This is a genomic window from Isoptericola sp. NPDC056573 (genome assembly GCF_042793335.1).
Classification (GTDB): Bacteria; Actinomycetota; Actinomycetes; order Actinomycetales; family Cellulomonadaceae; genus Isoptericola.
In genome coordinates this window covers 410,786-425,456 of the sequence record NZ_JBHTUY010000004.1, presented here as the reverse complement: position 1 = coordinate 425,456, position 14,671 = coordinate 410,786, and the positions used below count along the sequence as shown (strand labels likewise).

Sequence of the window (14,671 nt, the reverse complement as noted above, 5' to 3'; positions counted from 1 at the left end):
TCGTCGCGGCCCGTCCGCGGCGAACTACGCTGGCCCCGTGATCCCCGCAGCAGGCTCCTCCGCCGTCCGTGTCCGCTTCGCCCCGTCCCCGACGGGCATGTTCCACGTGGGCGGTGCCCGCTCCGCCCTGTTCAACTGGGCGGTCGCCAAGCAGCAGGGCGGCACGTTCGTGCTGCGCGTCGAGGACACCGACGCCGCGCGCAACAAGCCCGAGTGGGTGGACGGCATCCTGAACGCCCTCGCGGCGCTCGGCATGCACGCGGAGGACCCGACGTTCGAGGGCCCGTACTTCCAGTCGCAGAACGTCGAGAAGCACCGCGAGGCCTCGGCCCGCCTGTACGAGGCCGGCCGCGCCTACTACTGCGACTGCACCCGCGACGACGTCGCCGCCCGCACCGGCAACGCGCACTCCGGCTACGACGGCTTCTGCCGCGACCGCGGCCTCACCTACGAGCCGGGCCGGGCGCTGCGCTTCCGCACCCCCGACGAGGGCGAGACGCAGGTCGTCGACCTCATCCGCGGCAACCCGACCTTCCCGAACTCCGCGATGGAGGACTTCGTCGTCGCGCGCGGGGACGGCTCGCCCGTGTTCCTGCTCGCGAACGTCGTGGACGACCTCGACGAGGGCATCACGCACGTCATCCGCGGCGAGGAGCACCTGCCGAACACGCCCAAGCAGCAGCTCCTGTGGGAGGCGCTCGGCGCGCAGCCGCCCACGTGGGCCCACCTGCCCGTGATCGTCAACGAGAAGCGCCAGAAGCTCTCGAAGCGCCGCGACAAGGTCGCGCTCGAGGACTATCTCGCCGAGGGCTACCTGCCCGCTGCGATGGTCAACTACCTCATGCTGCTCGGCTGGGCGCCCGGCAACGACGAGGAGATCCTCCCGTTCGACGAGCTGGTCGAGCGGTTCCGCATCGAGGACGTCAACAGCGCGTCGGCGTTCTTCGACGTCAAGAAGCTGCTGTCGTTCAACGGCGAGTACATCCGCGCGATGTCCGTCGAGGACTTCGTCGCCGCCGTCGACCCGTGGCTGCACGCCCCGAAGGCGCCGTGGTCGGAGGAGCAGTTCGACGCCGCGGCCTTCGCCGAGGTCGCCCCGCTCGCGCAGTCGCGCGTCGCGCTGCTCGCCGACATCACGGACAACGTCGACTTCCTCTTCCTCGACGAGCCCGTCCGTGACGAGCGGTCGTGGGCCAAGGCGATGAAGGCCCCTGCCGCCGAGCTGCTCGCCGACGCCCGGACGGCGCTCGCGGACCTCGGGACCTGGGAGGCGGAGCCGCTCAAGGAGCTCGTCACCACGGTGGGGGAGCGGCACGGCCTCAAGCTCGGCAAGGCGCAGGCGCCCGTGCGCGTCGCCGTCACGGGCCGCACGATCGGTCTGCCGCTCTTCGAGTCCCTCGAGGTGCTCGGCCGCGAGCGCACGCTCGCGCGCGTCGACGCGGCACTGGCCCGCCTCGCCGCGGAGGCCGCGACGACCGACGGCGCGACCGCGTGACGGCGCTCGTCGACGGCGTCCTGCTCGACGTCGACGACACGCTCGTCGACACCAAGGGCGGGTTCGCCAAGGCCCTGACCGCCGTGGCCGTCGAGTACCTGCCGCACGTGCCGGCGGACCGCTATCCCGAGCTGCTGGCGCACTGGCGCACCGACCCGGGCGGCTACTACAAGCGCTTCACGCGCGGCGAGACGGACGCCCTCACGCAGCGCCGGCTGCGTGCCGACCTGCTGCACCGCACCTTCGGGGGCGAGCCGGTCACGGAGGACACGTTCGCCGACTGGGACGCGCTCTTCTGGGGCACGTTCGAGCGGTCGTGGGCGGCCTTCGAGGACTCCGCGGCGGCCCTCGACGCGCTGCGGGGCTCCGGCGTCAGGATCGGCGTCGTGACGAACGCGTACACCGAGCTCCAGGAGCGCAAGCTGCGTGCCGCCGGCCTCGAGGGCGTCCCCGTGCTCGTGGGCGTGGACACGCTCGGCTACGGCAAGCCGCACCCCGACGTCTTCGTCGAGGGCGCCCGCCGCCTGGGCACCGACGTCGCGCGCACCGCGTACGTTGGCGACGAGCCCACCACCGACGCCCGCGCGGCCCGTGACGCCGGCCTCGTCGGCGTCTGGCTCGACCGTCCGGGCGCGCGCCGCGACGACGAGCACCACGTGGACGCCGACGCCCTGCGCGCCGACGGGATCGTCGTGCTGCCCGGCCTCGCCGGCCTGCCCGCCGCCCTCGGCCTCTGAGCTGACCGCTCGCTCAGGGGGCGAGCACCAGGACGGCGGCGAGCGCCAGCCCCGTGACGACGACGGTGCCCAGGGCGCCGAGCACGAGCGGACGCCGTGCGGTCCGTGCCAGGCGGGGGACGTCGACGCCGGTGCCGAGGGCGAACATCGCGGCGACGAACAGGATCGTCGTGAGCTGCTGGGCGGTGGCGGTGACGACGTCGGGCAGCAGGCCCGTGCTGCGCACCAGCACCGCGGCGAGGAAGCCCAGCACGAACCCGGGGACGAGGGGCGCGCGGCGCCCGCCCGTCCCGGGCGCGACGTCGTCCGGCGCGCCGTCCCGGGGCGCCGCGGTGGCCGCCGCGCGCCGTGAGAGCAGCGCGCCCGCACCGGCGACCAGGGGCGCGAGGAGCACCACCCGCGCGAGCTTGGTGACGGTCGCGGTGGCCAGCGCGGCGGCCGAGACGGTGCCGGCTGCGGCGACCACCTGGGCGACCTCCTGCACGCTCGCGCCGATCCAGAGACCCGCCTGGTGGTCGGTGAGCCCGAGGGCGCCCGCCAGCGGCGGCAGCACGAAGATCGCGACCGTCCCGTAGACCGTGACGAGCGCGAGCGCCGCGGCCACGTCGTCGCGCAGCCGGGCGGGCGCCGCCGCCCCCGTGCGCGGGTCGCGCTCCAGCACGCTCGTCATCGCGGAGACGGCCGCGGCGCCGCAGATCGAGAACCCGGTCGCGACCAGCAGGGAGGTGGTCCGCGGTACCCGCAGCAGCCGCCCGAGCCCGAGGATCGCGGCGAACGTGCCCGCCACGGTCACGACGACGACGGCGATGCCGCGCCAGCCCAGCGCGAGCACGTCGGGCACGGAGAGCTGCAGCCCGAGCAGCACCACCCCGGCCCGCAGCACGGTGCGCGCCGTCCAGTCGGTGCCGGGACCGACCCGCTCCGCGAACCGCGCGGCGCGGCCGCCCCGGGGGACGAACCGTCCCAGCGCGGAGCCGAGCACCGCGCCGGCCACGAGCGCCAGGACCAGGGGCGACAGGGCCCCGTTCGTCATCGGGGCCAGGAAGCGGCTGACGCCGAGCAGGGCCACGGTCGCCACGGCGGCCAGCGCGAGGCCGGGGCCGAGGCGGGACGCGCCGGGAGGAGTCCGGCGCGTCGGGTCCGCGGTCGGGCCTGCGGTCGGGCCGGTGGTCGGGCCGGTGGTCGGGCCGGTGGTCGGGCCGGTGGTCGGGGTGGGAGGCGGAGCGGTGGGCACGTGACCAGGCTCGCGAACCGCCCGGCGACCCGGAAGCGCCAGGTGCCGATCGATCCATAGACTGACGCTATGGCAGACCGTCCACCGCTGGCCGCCCTCGAGCTGCTGGTCGCCCTCGACGCCCACGGCTCGATCTCCGCCGCCGCGCGGGCCGCCGGGGTGTCCCAGCCCACGGCGTCCGCCGGGCTGCACCGGCTGGAGCGACGGCTGGGCCTCGAGCTGCTCTCCCGCGGGCCGCGCGGCACGGCCCTCACCGCCGTCGGGCGTCAGGTTGCGGAGGCGGCCCGCGACGTCGTGGACGCCACGGACCGCTTCGAGGCCGCGGCCGCCGCCCTGCGGTCCGCACCCGTGCCCGGGCTGCGGGTGGCGGCCAGCCTGACGATCGCCGAGTACCTGGCCCCGCGCTGGCTCGCCGCGTTCGGGCGCGGGGAGCGGGAGCGCTCGGGCACGGCCCCGGACGTCGAGCTCGTGGTGCGCAACTCGCGCGAGGTCATGGAGCTCGTGCTCGACGGTGCGGCCGAGCTCGGGTTCGTGGAGAGCCCGACCGTGCGCCGTGGCCTGCGCTCGCGCACCGTGGCCCACGACGAGCTCGTGGCCGTCGTCGCCCCCGCGCACCCCTGGGCACGACGGCGGTCCGTCAGCCCGGCGGGCCTCGCCGCAGGCGACCTCGTGCTGCGCGAGGCCGGCTCGGGCACCCGCGACGTGCTCGAGGACGCGCTCGGGCAGGCGGGGGTGCGCCTGCCGTCCCACGTCACCGCCCTGGGCTCCACGGCGGCCGTGAAGTCCGCCGTGCGGCACGGGGACGGCGTGACCGTCCTGTCCGCCCTCACCGTGGCCGACGACGTGGCCGCGGGCCACCTCGTGACCGTGCCGATCGCGCAGCTCGACCTCTCGCGTCGCCTGCGCGTGGTGTGGCGCGACGGCGCGTCCCTGTCCGCGCCGGCCCGACGGCTCGCCGCGGTGGCCGGCGCGCGCTGACCGGTGCTCAGCGCCGCCGGGCGCGGTAGGCGGACGTGACGTACGGAAGCTCGACCTCGGCCCGGCCGACGAGGTCGGGGTGCGTGGCCTCCAGCGCGTCGACCTCGGCCAGGCGCGCGGCGCGCTCGTCGTCGGGCAGGGTGAGGAGGAAGCTGCGCGTCCCGGCGAGCACGCGCAGCGCCCCGGCCGGGAGGCGGTCGACCCAGCGGAAGGTGGCGGCCTCGACCGCGGTGAACGGGTCGCCGACGCCGGTCAGAGGGACGTGGCCTGCCGCGGGCTCGAGGCGGTCGCCCCGGTGCAGGATCTCGCCGAACCGCGCGACCCAGTCGACGGCGGTGTCGCGGTCGTTCCAGACGACGCCGAGCGTGCCGCCCGGGCGCAGGACGCGGGCGATCTCGGTCGCGGCGGCGTCGACGTCGAACCAGTGCCACGCCTGGGCGACGAGCACGGCGTCGACGGACGCGTCCGGGAGCGGGAGGCGCTCGGCGGTGCCCTGGTGGGTGGTGACGCCCGGCAGCCGCGCGGACAGCTCGCCGAGCATGGGCGACGACGGGTCGACGGCGACGACGTCCGTGCCCGCCGCGACGAGGTCGACGACGACCTCGGTGAGCTTGCCCGTCCCGGCGGCCAGGTCGAGGACCCGCCGTACGCCCGCGGGCAGCAGCCACTCGACGGCGTCCCGCGGGTACGTGGGCCTGACCTGCGCGTACAGGTCGGCGTCCCGGTCGAACGAGGCCGCGCGGTCGGCGTGGTCGTGCGGGTCGCGCCCGGCCGGGGCGGACGCGGACGAGGGTGACGGGGGAGTCGAGGGGGCCATGCCGCGAGCCTGCCACGGGTGGGGTCGCGGCGTGACGCACGGCACCCTGCACGCGTTTTGGACGACGGCCACCTGTCCGGTAATGTTTTCCGACGTTGGGCCTGACGCCGGCGCTCCGATCACCATGTCGGATTTGCCCGGAAGGCTCGATCCATTGGGGTATGGTGTAATTGGCAGCACGAGAGATTCTGATTCTCTTAGTCTAGGTTCGAGTCCTGGTACCCCAGCGCAGCGCTCTTCACCCGCCTGGTGCGGTGTGTAGAGTTCTCACCGGCACGGAGGTCCTCGAGACCACCGGGTCATAGGCCCCCATCGTCTAGCGGCCTAGGACGCCGCCCTCTCACGGCGGTAACGCGGGTTCAAATCCCGCTGGGGGTACGCAGACCGTCCGTCTCGACGGACGGTCGCACGGTTCGGGTCGCAAGACCGGAGCCAGTTCCAGGCCCCCATCGTCTAGCGGCCTAGGACGCCGCCCTCTCACGGCGGTAACGCGGGTTCAAATCCCGCTGGGGGTACACAGCAGGCATCTCACACGCAAGGCCCGGTCCACGCGGACCGGGCCTTCGTCGTTCCACGGCTCCCGACGGAACCGGCTCAGTGCGGAACCGGCTCAGAGGAACGGGTCGGGCACGATCGCACCGTCGCTGCGCGGGTGGTCGTAGCTCGCGCCGGTGGGCTTCCAGGTCACCGGGTGCGCCCCGGCGCTGGGCTGGGCCTCGGGCGGGCGGGGCGCCGGGTGGGGCGGCTGCACGGCGATCGGCTGCGTGATGGGACGGGGGCCCTCGGACGTCTCGCGGCCGGGCACGACGGTCGGCGCGCCGGGCGCGCCGTCGGCCGGCCGGGCGGGGCCGCCGCCCAGGTCGTCGTCATCGTCCAGGCGCGAGCCGCCCGGCGTGAAGAGGGTGTCGCACAGGGTGCGGTAGGTGGAGTCCGGGCGCGGGACGTACCTGATGGTGCGCAGGGCTTGGTCCTGGCCGGCGGACTCCATGTCGAAGCGGCCGTAGCCGAGGACCTGGCCCGTGGGGCTGCGCGAGTACCCCATGTCCGTGACCTTCTTCATCGGCATCATCGCGACCTTGTGCACGACGAGCCCGTACAGGAGCAGCAGCCGCTTGTCGGTCGCGACGAACCACTCGTAGCGCCACTCGAGCCACTTCCAGGCGAGGCGACCGGCCACGACGAACCACACCACCCACAGCCACCCCACGGTGGGGCGCACGTCGACCGGGGTCGACATGACGATGGTGCCGATCAGCAGGAACGCGGCGGCCGTCGTCGCGATCGGCTCGAGGAGCAGCGCCCAGTGGTGCCGGGTCGCGACGATGACCCGCTCGTTCGGCAGCACGTACCGACGCAGGTGCGCGTGCGCGCGCACCGCGTCGCGCTGGCGCCTCTCGTCGGTGGTCACGGGTTCTCCGGCCGTCGTCAGTCGGTCAGGTTCGCGAAGAACTGCCCGAAGCTGGAGAACGCGTTGGTGATGAAGTCCCAGATCGCCGTGACGATGTTCGCCGCACGGTCAGGGCTGCTCACGATCGCGTAGATCAGGAAGATCACGACGATCCAGATCAGCAGGGTCTTGGCCTTCGCGGGCATCAGGTCCTCACGCCTCTCGGGTCTCAGGGCAGGGCTGCCCCGTCAGCCAGGAGCGTACTGACCTGGGCGGGGGCCCGACAGCACCGGGCCCGGCGCGCCGCGTGCAGTGGCGGCGGGCCGGGCCCTGGATCGGTGCTGGTGGGGGAGACGGGTCACTCGCCGGCGCGGCGCAGCACCTCGGTCAGGCGGTTGGCGGCGGAGACGACGGCGGCGGAGTGCAGGCGGCCCGGCTGGCGGGTGAGGCGCTCGACCGGCCCGGAGACGGACACGGACGCCACGACCCGGCCGGACGGCCCGCGCACCGGGGCCGAGACGGACGCGACGCCGAGCTCGCGCTCGGAGACCGACTGCGCCCACCCGCGGCGTCGGACGCCGGAGAGGATCGTCGCGGTGAACACGGCCTCGCGCAGGCCGCGGTGCAGGCGGTCCGGCTCCTCCCAGGCGAGGAGGATCTGCGCCGCGGAACCCGCGTGCATCGTGAGGGTGGCGCCCACGGGGATCGAGTCGCGCAGGCCGACCGGTCGCTCGGCGGCGGCCACGCAGACGCGATGGTCGCCCTGGCGCCGGTAGAGCTGGGCGCTCTCGCCCGTGTGGTCGCGCAGTGCCGTGAGCACGGGGTTGGCCGCGGCGAGCAGCCGGTCCTCGCCGGCCGCCGTCGCGAGCTCGTTGAGGCGCGGTCCGAGAACGAACCGGCCCTGCATGTCGCGGCCCACGAGACGGTGGTGCTCGAGGGCGACGGCGAGGCGATGCGCCGTGGGGCGGGCGAGCCCGGTCGAGGAGACCAGCTGCGCCAGAGTGGCGGGACCAGCCTCCAGAGCGCCCAGCACGGACGCGGCCTTGTCGAGTACGCCGACTCCGCTAGTATCGTCCATAGGACGATATTGACGTCTCAGTCACTGAGATTGCAAGTCGGGGACCGCATCTCACGGGACGGAACCGTCTCGCGGACCGGGCCCTCCGGGGTCCGACCGACGATATCGACCGGTGAGAACGCCGACGAGATCGACCGAGACACAGCACACGCACGAAGGCCGCGGGGACGCGGCGGACGAGGAGCACATGATGGCCGGCACGCTGGCAGAGAAGGTCTGGGAGGCGCACCTGGTGCGTCGTGGCAGCGACGGGGCACCCGACCTCCTCTACATCGACCTGCACCTCGTGCACGAGGTGACGAGCCCGCAGGCGTTCGAGGGTCTGCGCCTCGCCGGGCGCCCCGTCCGCCGTCCCGATCTCACGATCGCGACCGAGGACCACAACACCCCGACGCTCGACATCGACCTGCCGATCGCGGACCTCACGAGCCGCACGCAGATCGACACGCTGCGCAACAACGCCAAGGAGTTCGGCGTCCGCATCCACTCGCTGGGCGACGCCGACCAGGGCATCGTCCACCAGGTGGGCCCGCAGCTCGGCCTCACCATGCCGGGCCTGACCGTCGTCTGCGGTGACTCGCACACCTCGACGCACGGCGCGTTCGGCGCGCTGGCCTTCGGGATCGGCACCTCCGAGGTCGAGCACGTGCTCGCCACGCAGACCCTGCCGCTCGCCCCGTTCAAGACGATGGCGATCACGGTGAACGGCGAGCTGCCCCCGGGCGCCACCAGCAAGGACATCATCCTGGCGATCATCGCCAAGATCGGCACCGGCGGCGGTCAGGGCTACGTGCTCGAGTACCGCGGCGAGGCCATCCGCAAGCTCTCGATGGAGGCCCGGATGACCATCTGCAACATGTCCATCGAGGCCGGCGCCCGCGCGGGCATGATCGCGCCCGACCAGACGACGTTCGACTACCTCCAGGGGCGCCCGCACGCGCCCGAGGGCGAGGACTGGGACGCCGCCGTCGAGTACTGGACGACGCTGCGCAGCGACGACGACGCCGAGTTCGACGCCGAGGTCGTGCTGGAGGCGGCCGACCTCGAGCCGTTCGTCACCTGGGGCACCAACCCGGGCCAGGGCCTGCCGCTGTCGGCCTCCGTGCCGGTGCCGGCCGAGATCGCCGACGCCAACGAGCGCGTCACCGCGGAGCGCGCGCTGGAGTACATGGGCCTGGAGGGCGGCACGCCGTTGCGCGACGTCAAGGTCGACACGGTCTTCATCGGCTCCTGCACCAACGGCCGCATCGAGGACCTGCGGTCGGTGGCCAAGGTGCTCCAGGGCCGGCACAAGGCCGACGACGTGCGCGTGCTCGTGGTGCCCGCGTCGGCGCGCGTGCGCCTGCAGGCCGAGGCCGAGGGCCTGGACGTCATCTTCAAGGAGTTCGGCGCGGAGTGGCGCAACGCCGGCTGCTCGATGTGCCTCGGCATGAACCCGGACCAGCTCCAGCCGGGGGAGCGCGCCGCGTCGACGTCGAACCGCAACTTCGAGGGTCGCCAGGGCAAGGGCGGGCGCACGCACCTCGTGTCGCCGCTCGTCGCCGCCGCCACGGCCATCCGCGGCACGCTGTCGTCGGTCTCGGACCTCGAGTTCGAGGGCGACGTCGACCTCACGACGTTCGACGGCACCCCGCTGGCGCCGCTGTCCGCCCCGTCCTTCGTTTGACCCCCACCCCGTCGCAGAAGATCGTCCAGGAGTTCGTCATGGAGAAGTTCACCACCCACACGGGCGTCGGGGTGCCGCTGCGCCGCACCAACGTCGACACCGACCAGATCATCCCCGCCGTGTACCTCAAGCGCGTGACCCGCACGGGCTTCGAGGACGCGCTGTTCGCCGCCTGGCGCGGCGACCCCACGTTCGTGCTCAACCAGGACGCGTACAAGGCCGGCTCCGTGCTGGTCGCCGGCGCCGACTTCGGCACCGGCTCGTCCCGCGAGCACGCCGTCTGGGCGCTCAAGGACTACGGCTTCCGGGTCGTGCTCGCGCCCCGGTTCGCGGACATCTTCCGCGGCAACTCGGGCAAGCAGGGCCTCGTGGCGGGCATCGTCGCGCAGGAGGACATCGAGATCCTCTGGAAGATCCTCGAGACCAAGCCCGGCACCGAGGTGACCGTGGACCTCGAGGCGCGCACCGCGCACGCCGATGACGTCACCGTGCCGTTCCAGATCGACGACTACACGCGCTGGCGCCTCATGGAGGGCCTCGACGACATCGGCCTCACGCTGCAGCACGAGGACGACATCGCGGCCTTCGAGGCCGAGCGTGCGGCCTGGCGTCCGAAGACGCTGCCGGCCAAGCACCTGCCGAGCGTCCCGATCGAGCCGGCGCGCCCGGTCGGCTGACCCCACCCGCGCCATCGAGCGTGCTGACTCGTTCCTCAAACGGCCTGCTTGAGGCACGAGTCGGCACGCTCGATGCGTTTCCGGTCGCTCGTGCCCCGTGACGGTCCTACGGCGCTCGGTGCGCGGCCAGGGCGCCGCGGACGACGTCGAGCAGGGCGTCGTCGTCGAGTCCCGCGTCGCGCGCCGCGGCGACCAGGGCGTGCGCTCCCGTGACGATCTCGGCGGGCGGGGTGCTGGTCGCGCTCGAGCCCGCCGCGGCGCCCGCGGGGGATGCAGGCGCGACGACGGTGCCCGTGCGGCGCCGGGACACGACGATCCCGGCGGCCTCGAGCTCGCGGTACGCGCGCTGCACGGTGCCGACGGCGATGCCGAGGTCGCGGGCGAGGTCGCGCGACGCGGGCAGTCGGTCGCCGGGCCCGAGCGTGCCGACGGCGACCGCGGCGGCGACCTGTGACCGGATCTGCTCGTAGACCGGGACCGGCGACGCGAGCGAGACGACGAGGTCGCTCATGCGGTGGCCGGGGCGGTCGGTGCGGCCTCCGACGGCGGGGGTGTCGAGGGCGCCGTCGGGCTCGCCGGCCGGGCCGAGGCGGCGAACAGTCCGGCGACGAGGGAGGCGAGGGCGATCGCGACGCCGGAGAACCCCACCACGGCGCCGATCGACACCAGGCCCTGCGTCGGGACGTCGTCGAGCAGCAGGTGGTGGCCCTGGGACTGGACGGCGCTGCCGGCGAGCATGAGGGTGCCGCCCAGGGCGAGGCCGAGGCACACCTGGACCGCGCCCAGCAGCCGGGCGGCGCTCGTGGCGCGTACGGCGTCGTCGTGCCGGGCGGGGACACCGTGCAGCGGTGGGCGGCGGACGATCGCCGTCAGTGCGACGAGCGTCGCCCCGAGGGCGACGGCGAGGCCGAGCAGCATCGGGACGCCGTACGCCCAGCCCGGGTAGGGCCCGGACGAGCCGGCGATCGTGCCTCCGTCCGGCAGCGCGACCGGCCCGGTCGAGAACGCGCGGCCGGTCGGGTCCGCGGTCAGTCCCGTCGCGACCAGCGCGGCCACGACGGCGCCCGCGGTGGCAAGGACGGCGACGAGGCGGGCCCCGCCGAGCGACCTCACGCTGCGGCGGCCCAGCGGCGCGGTGCGCACCTCGCCGGCCGGGCGCGGCCACGTGCGTTCGCCGACCGCGCGGACGGCGCAGAAGACCAGCGCGACCGCGAACGGGGCCAGGGTCTGCGCGAGGCCGGGCGCCGACGCCCGGTCCGGCCAGGTGACCGGCAGCGTGACGAGCGTGAGCGCGGTGACGGCCGCGGCCCCGAGGGCGATCGCCGACATGGTCGCCTCGTGCCGACGGGCCGCGCGGGCGGCCTCCCCGCCGTCGTCGGCAGGATGCTGGGCTGCGAACCGCCGCACGAGCCCGACGAGTGCCACGATGAGCGCGGTCAGCAGCATGACGGTGAGCACCACTGCCGCGACGGTTGCGATCACGAGAACCTCCCAGGGAACGGCGTCGCCGGCCCCACGACCAATGAGTCAATGAGTTGAACCATTGAATTCAACCATCGATGACGGACGCCGTCCAGGGTCGGTTCCCAGGGACGCGTCAGAGCGGCGGCGGCCCCTGGCGCACCCGTTCGAGCAGACGCTCCGGCGTCGCCGCCTCCGGGTCCCACCACGAGTCGACGAACCAGGTCGCGCCGGCGTCCGCGAAGGCGCGGGCCTGGTCGCGGGCCTCGCTCGCGTCGGACGAGAGCAGGCCCGACGCGACGACGTCGAACGGGCCGGCGTCGGGACCGCGCTGCTCGGCGATCCACGCGGTGAGCTCGCGGACGGCGTCAGGGCCGGCCTCCGCCTCCTCCGGCGTCGCGCCGCGGGCCTGCACGACGATCCCGTCCCAGCGCAGGGTGCGGTGCAGGTTCTTCAGCGGCGGGTTCGTGGCGTCCCAGACGCCGACGGGCCAGACGGGGATGTGGCCGTGCACCGGGGGAGCGGCGAACCGGAACGGGCCCGTGCGCACCTGCGCGCCGTCGGCCTCGAACGTCTCGCCCGACCACGACGTGCGCAGCCACTCGAGCGTCTCGTCGAGCGCCTGCGCGCGGTCCTTCAGGGCGGTCACCTGCCCCGGGACGGACGTGAAGCCGCGGTCGTCCAGCACCCCGACACCGGCCGGCAGCACGAGGCGCCCACCGGACAGCTGGTCGACCGTCAGGGCGCGCTGGGCCAGCTCCCACGCCCGGTGCCGCGGCACCGCAAAGACCATCGCGCCGAGCGTGATGCGCTCCGTCACGGCCGCGGCCCCCGCGAGGACGGCGAACGGGTCCCAGGCCGTCAGGGCGTCGCCACCCCAGTCGCCCATGCTCATGCCGTCCCAGCTGAAGAAGCCGTCCCAGCCGTGCTCCTCGCACTCGCGGGCGAGGTCGACGTTCTGCCGCGGGGTGCCGAAGCTGCCGACGAAACCGAACCTCATGTGCGTCTCCTTCGTCGTCCTGGGGTGTGAGCCGACGCTACGTGCGGCGTCCGACACGGCCGTGGAACACGGGGAACGTAGGGTGTGCGGGTGCCTGACGAGATCGAGAAGCCCCTGGTCGAGATGTGGACCGACGGTGCGTGCAAGGGCAACCCCGGCATCGGCGGCTGGGGCGCGCTGCTGAAGTCGGGAGAGCACACCAAGGAGCTCTACGGCGGCGAGACCGTCACCACCAACAACCGCATGGAGCTCACCGCCGTCGTGGAGGCGCTGCGCGCACTCAAGCGGCCCAGCACCGTGGTGATCCACGTCGACTCCTCGTATGTGATGAACGGCATGAGGACCTGGATCGCCGGCTGGAAGCGCAACGGCTGGACCACCGCGGCCAAGAAGCCCGTGAAGAACGTGGACCTCTGGCAGGCCCTCGACGCCGAGGTCACGAAGCACGACGTGCGCTGGGTGTGGGTCAAGGGGCACGCCGGCGACCCGGGGAACGAGCGCGCCGACGAGCTCGCGAACCTGGGCGTGGACTCCGTCCGCTAGGTGCGACGGACGTCACGCCGCAGGGGGTGGCGCGCGCTAATAGGCTGGGCCCATGGCTTCCCACTACGACGTCGTCCTCCTCGGGGCTGGCCCCGGCGGCTATGTCGCCGCGATCCGCGCGGCCCAGCTCGGCAAGTCCGTCGCCATCATCGAGGAGAAGTACTGGGGTGGTGTCTGCCTCAACGTGGGCTGCATCCCCTCCAAGGCGCTGCTGCGCAACGCGGAGCTCGCCCACATCTTCAACCACCAGGCCGACTTCTTCGGCATGTCGGGTGACGTGACGTTCGACTTCGGCAAGGCGTTCGACCGGTCCCGCGTCGTCGCGGACGGCCGGGTCAAGGGCGTCCACTTCCTCATGAAGAAGAACAAGATCGCCGAGTACGACGGCCGCGGCACGTTCCGCGACGCGAACACGATCGAGGTGGCGCTCAACAAGGGCGGCACCGAGACGGTGACGTTCGACAACGCGATCATCGCCACCGGCTCGCAGGTCAAGCTGCTCCCGGGCGTCGAGCTGTCCGAGAACGTCGTGACCTACGAGAAGCAGATCATGACGCGCGAGCTGCCCGAGTCGATCGCCATCGTCGGCGCCGGCGCCATCGGCATGGAGTTCGCCTACGTCCTGAAGAACTACGGCGTGGACGTCACGATCATCGAGTTCCTCGACCGTGCGCTGCCGAACGAGGACGCGGACGTCTCCAAGGAGATCGCCAAGCAGTACAAGAAGCTCGGCATCAAGCTCCTCACCTCCACCGCCGTCCAGACCATCAAGGACAACGGCTCGTCGGTCACCGTCTCCTACAAGGGCGTCAAGGACGACAAGCCCGGCGAGATCGTCGTCGACAAGGTCCTCTCCGCCGTCGGCTTCGCGCCGAACGTCGAGGGCTTCGGCCTCGAGAGCACCGGCGTCCAGCTCACCGAGCGCGGCGCCATCGCCATCGACGACCACATGCGCACCAACGTGCCGCACATCTACGCCATCGGTGACGTCACCGCCAAGCTCATGCTGGCGCACGTCGCGGAGGCGCAGGGCGTCGTCGCCGCCGAGACCATCGGCGGGGCCGAGACCCAGACCCTCGGCGACTACCGCATGATGCCGCGTGCCACGTTCTGCTCCCCGCAGGTCGCGTCGTTCGGCCTCACCGAGCAGCAGGCCAAGGACGAGGGCTACGACGTCAAGGTCGCCTCCTTCCCGTTCATGGCCAACGGCAAGGCCCACGGCCTCGGCGACCCCACCGGCTTCGTCAAGATCGTCGCCGACGCCAAGTACAACGAACTCCTCGGCGCCCACATGATCGGCCCCGACGTCTCCGAGCTGCTGCCCGAGCTCACCCTCGCGCAGAAGTGGGACCTCACCGCCGACGAGGTGGCGCGGAACGTGCACACCCACCCGACGCTGTCCGAGGCGATCCAGGAGTCCATCCACGGCATCGTGGGGCACATGATCAACTTCTGACCGACAGGTCAGACCGGATCTCACGTCAGAGGCCCGGGGGCGCGGGGCGCCGCGGGCCCCGGGCGCGGGGGGTGCGGGGGGGGGGGGGCCCGCGCCCCGCCCCACGCGGGGGGGGTTAAACAAAAGAAGCGGGCCGCGGCCG

15 protein-coding genes and 3 tRNA genes are annotated in these 14,671 nt (G+C 73.3%); 10 read left to right on the top strand and 8 right to left on the bottom strand.

Annotated features, from left to right (window positions below; genetic code table 11):
* Positions 1–37: 37 nt before the first annotated feature.
* Together gltX and ACFQ8E_RS09450 are read left to right on the top strand one after the other, a co-directional pair.
* Positions 38–1,495: a glutamate--tRNA ligase gene (gene gltX / locus ACFQ8E_RS09455; protein ID WP_430550307.1), complete on the top strand. Its 1,458-nt coding sequence runs from the start codon at positions 38–40 to the stop codon at positions 1,493–1,495.
* Positions 1,492–2,232, top strand: a complete 741-nt coding sequence (locus ACFQ8E_RS09450) for an HAD family hydrolase (RefSeq protein ID WP_430550306.1) — start codon at positions 1,492–1,494, stop codon at positions 2,230–2,232. Before gltX ends, ACFQ8E_RS09450 begins: the two co-directional genes overlap by 4 nt.
* 13 nt (positions 2,233–2,245) lie before the next feature.
* Here the strand turns inward: ACFQ8E_RS09450 and ACFQ8E_RS09445 are convergent, their stop codons facing one another.
* Positions 2,246–3,466 carry a YeiH family protein gene (locus ACFQ8E_RS09445; protein WP_430550305.1) on the bottom strand — a complete coding sequence of 407 codons (1,221 nt, stop codon included), beginning with the start codon at positions 3,464–3,466 and terminating at the stop codon, positions 2,246–2,248.
* Positions 3,467–3,535: 69 nt separating this feature from the next.
* Between ACFQ8E_RS09445 and ACFQ8E_RS09440 the strand changes: the two genes are divergently transcribed.
* On the top strand, positions 3,536–4,444 hold the full coding sequence (locus ACFQ8E_RS09440; RefSeq protein ID WP_430550304.1) for a LysR substrate-binding domain-containing protein: 909 nt from the start codon (positions 3,536–3,538) through the stop codon (positions 4,442–4,444).
* A gap of 7 nt (positions 4,445–4,451) precedes the next feature.
* Here the strand turns inward: ACFQ8E_RS09440 and ACFQ8E_RS09435 are convergent, their stop codons facing one another.
* A complete protein-coding gene (locus tag ACFQ8E_RS09435; RefSeq protein WP_430550303.1) occupies positions 4,452–5,261 on the bottom strand; it encodes a class I SAM-dependent methyltransferase in 810 nt (269 codons plus the stop codon).
* Between the two features lie 155 nt (positions 5,262–5,416).
* On the opposite strand from ACFQ8E_RS09435, the gene ACFQ8E_RS09430 reads away from it, so the two are divergent.
* From ACFQ8E_RS09430 to ACFQ8E_RS09420, 3 genes are all read left to right on the top strand, one after another.
* Positions 5,417–5,488 (top strand) — tRNA-Gln (locus tag ACFQ8E_RS09430).
* A 78-nt stretch (positions 5,489–5,566) separates the two neighbouring features.
* Positions 5,567–5,639, top strand: a tRNA-Glu gene (locus ACFQ8E_RS09425).
* A gap of 64 nt (positions 5,640–5,703) precedes the next feature.
* Positions 5,704–5,776 (top strand) — tRNA-Glu (locus ACFQ8E_RS09420).
* Positions 5,777–5,871: 95 nt separating this feature from the next.
* Here the strand turns inward: ACFQ8E_RS09420 and ACFQ8E_RS09415 are convergent.
* The 3 genes from ACFQ8E_RS09415 to ACFQ8E_RS09405 all read right to left on the bottom strand — a co-directional run bounded on the left by ACFQ8E_RS09415 (position 5,872) and on the right by ACFQ8E_RS09405 (position 7,726).
* Positions 5,872–6,669, bottom strand: a complete 798-nt coding sequence (locus ACFQ8E_RS09415) for a PH domain-containing protein (protein WP_430550302.1) — start codon at positions 6,667–6,669, stop codon at positions 5,872–5,874.
* 17 nt (positions 6,670–6,686) lie between these two features.
* Entirely contained in the window at positions 6,687–6,854 is a 168-nt protein-coding gene (locus ACFQ8E_RS09410) for a hypothetical protein (protein WP_176168850.1), read from the bottom strand.
* Positions 6,855–7,006: 152 nt separating this feature from the next.
* Positions 7,007–7,726 carry an IclR family transcriptional regulator gene (locus tag ACFQ8E_RS09405; protein ID WP_079574616.1) on the bottom strand — a complete coding sequence of 240 codons (720 nt, stop codon included), beginning with the start codon at positions 7,724–7,726 and terminating at the stop codon, positions 7,007–7,009.
* Positions 7,727–7,916: 190 nt separating this feature from the next.
* Here ACFQ8E_RS09405 and leuC point away from each other — a divergent pair, with 190 nt between their 5' ends.
* Positions 7,917–9,392: a 3-isopropylmalate dehydratase large subunit gene (leuC, locus tag ACFQ8E_RS09400; RefSeq protein ID WP_430550301.1), complete on the top strand. Its 1,476-nt coding sequence runs from the start codon at positions 7,917–7,919 to the stop codon at positions 9,390–9,392.
* Positions 9,393–9,430: 38 nt separating this feature from the next.
* A complete protein-coding gene (gene leuD, locus ACFQ8E_RS09395) occupies positions 9,431–10,069 on the top strand; it encodes a 3-isopropylmalate dehydratase small subunit (protein ID WP_430545816.1) in 639 nt (212 codons plus the stop codon).
* Between the two features lie 106 nt (positions 10,070–10,175).
* Here the strand turns inward: leuD and ACFQ8E_RS09390 are convergent, their stop codons facing one another.
* From ACFQ8E_RS09390 to ACFQ8E_RS09380, 3 genes are all read right to left on the bottom strand, one after another.
* On the bottom strand, positions 10,176–10,580 hold the full coding sequence (locus tag ACFQ8E_RS09390) for a GntR family transcriptional regulator (RefSeq protein WP_430550300.1): 405 nt from the start codon (positions 10,578–10,580) through the stop codon (positions 10,176–10,178).
* Complete coding sequence (locus tag ACFQ8E_RS09385) at positions 10,577–11,551, bottom strand: hypothetical protein (protein ID WP_430550299.1); 975 nt, start codon at positions 11,549–11,551, stop codon at positions 10,577–10,579. The genes ACFQ8E_RS09390 and ACFQ8E_RS09385 overlap by 4 nt, the downstream gene beginning before the upstream one ends.
* A gap of 115 nt (positions 11,552–11,666) precedes the next feature.
* Positions 11,667–12,530 (bottom strand): LLM class flavin-dependent oxidoreductase, encoded by an 864-nt coding sequence (locus tag ACFQ8E_RS09380; protein ID WP_430550298.1) that lies wholly within the window; start codon positions 12,528–12,530, stop codon positions 11,667–11,669.
* 123 nt (positions 12,531–12,653) lie between these two features.
* Between ACFQ8E_RS09380 and rnhA the strand changes: the two genes are divergently transcribed.
* Together rnhA and lpdA are read left to right on the top strand one after the other, a co-directional pair.
* The gene (gene rnhA / locus ACFQ8E_RS09375) at positions 12,654–13,073 is read left to right on the top strand and encodes a ribonuclease HI (protein ID WP_430550383.1); all 420 of its coding nucleotides are present in this window, start codon (positions 12,654–12,656) and stop codon (positions 13,071–13,073) included.
* 52 nt (positions 13,074–13,125) lie between these two features.
* Positions 13,126–14,529 carry a dihydrolipoyl dehydrogenase gene (lpdA, locus tag ACFQ8E_RS09370; protein WP_430550297.1) on the top strand — a complete coding sequence of 468 codons (1,404 nt, stop codon included), beginning with the start codon at positions 13,126–13,128 and terminating at the stop codon, positions 14,527–14,529.
* Positions 14,530–14,671: the final 142 nt, after the last annotated feature.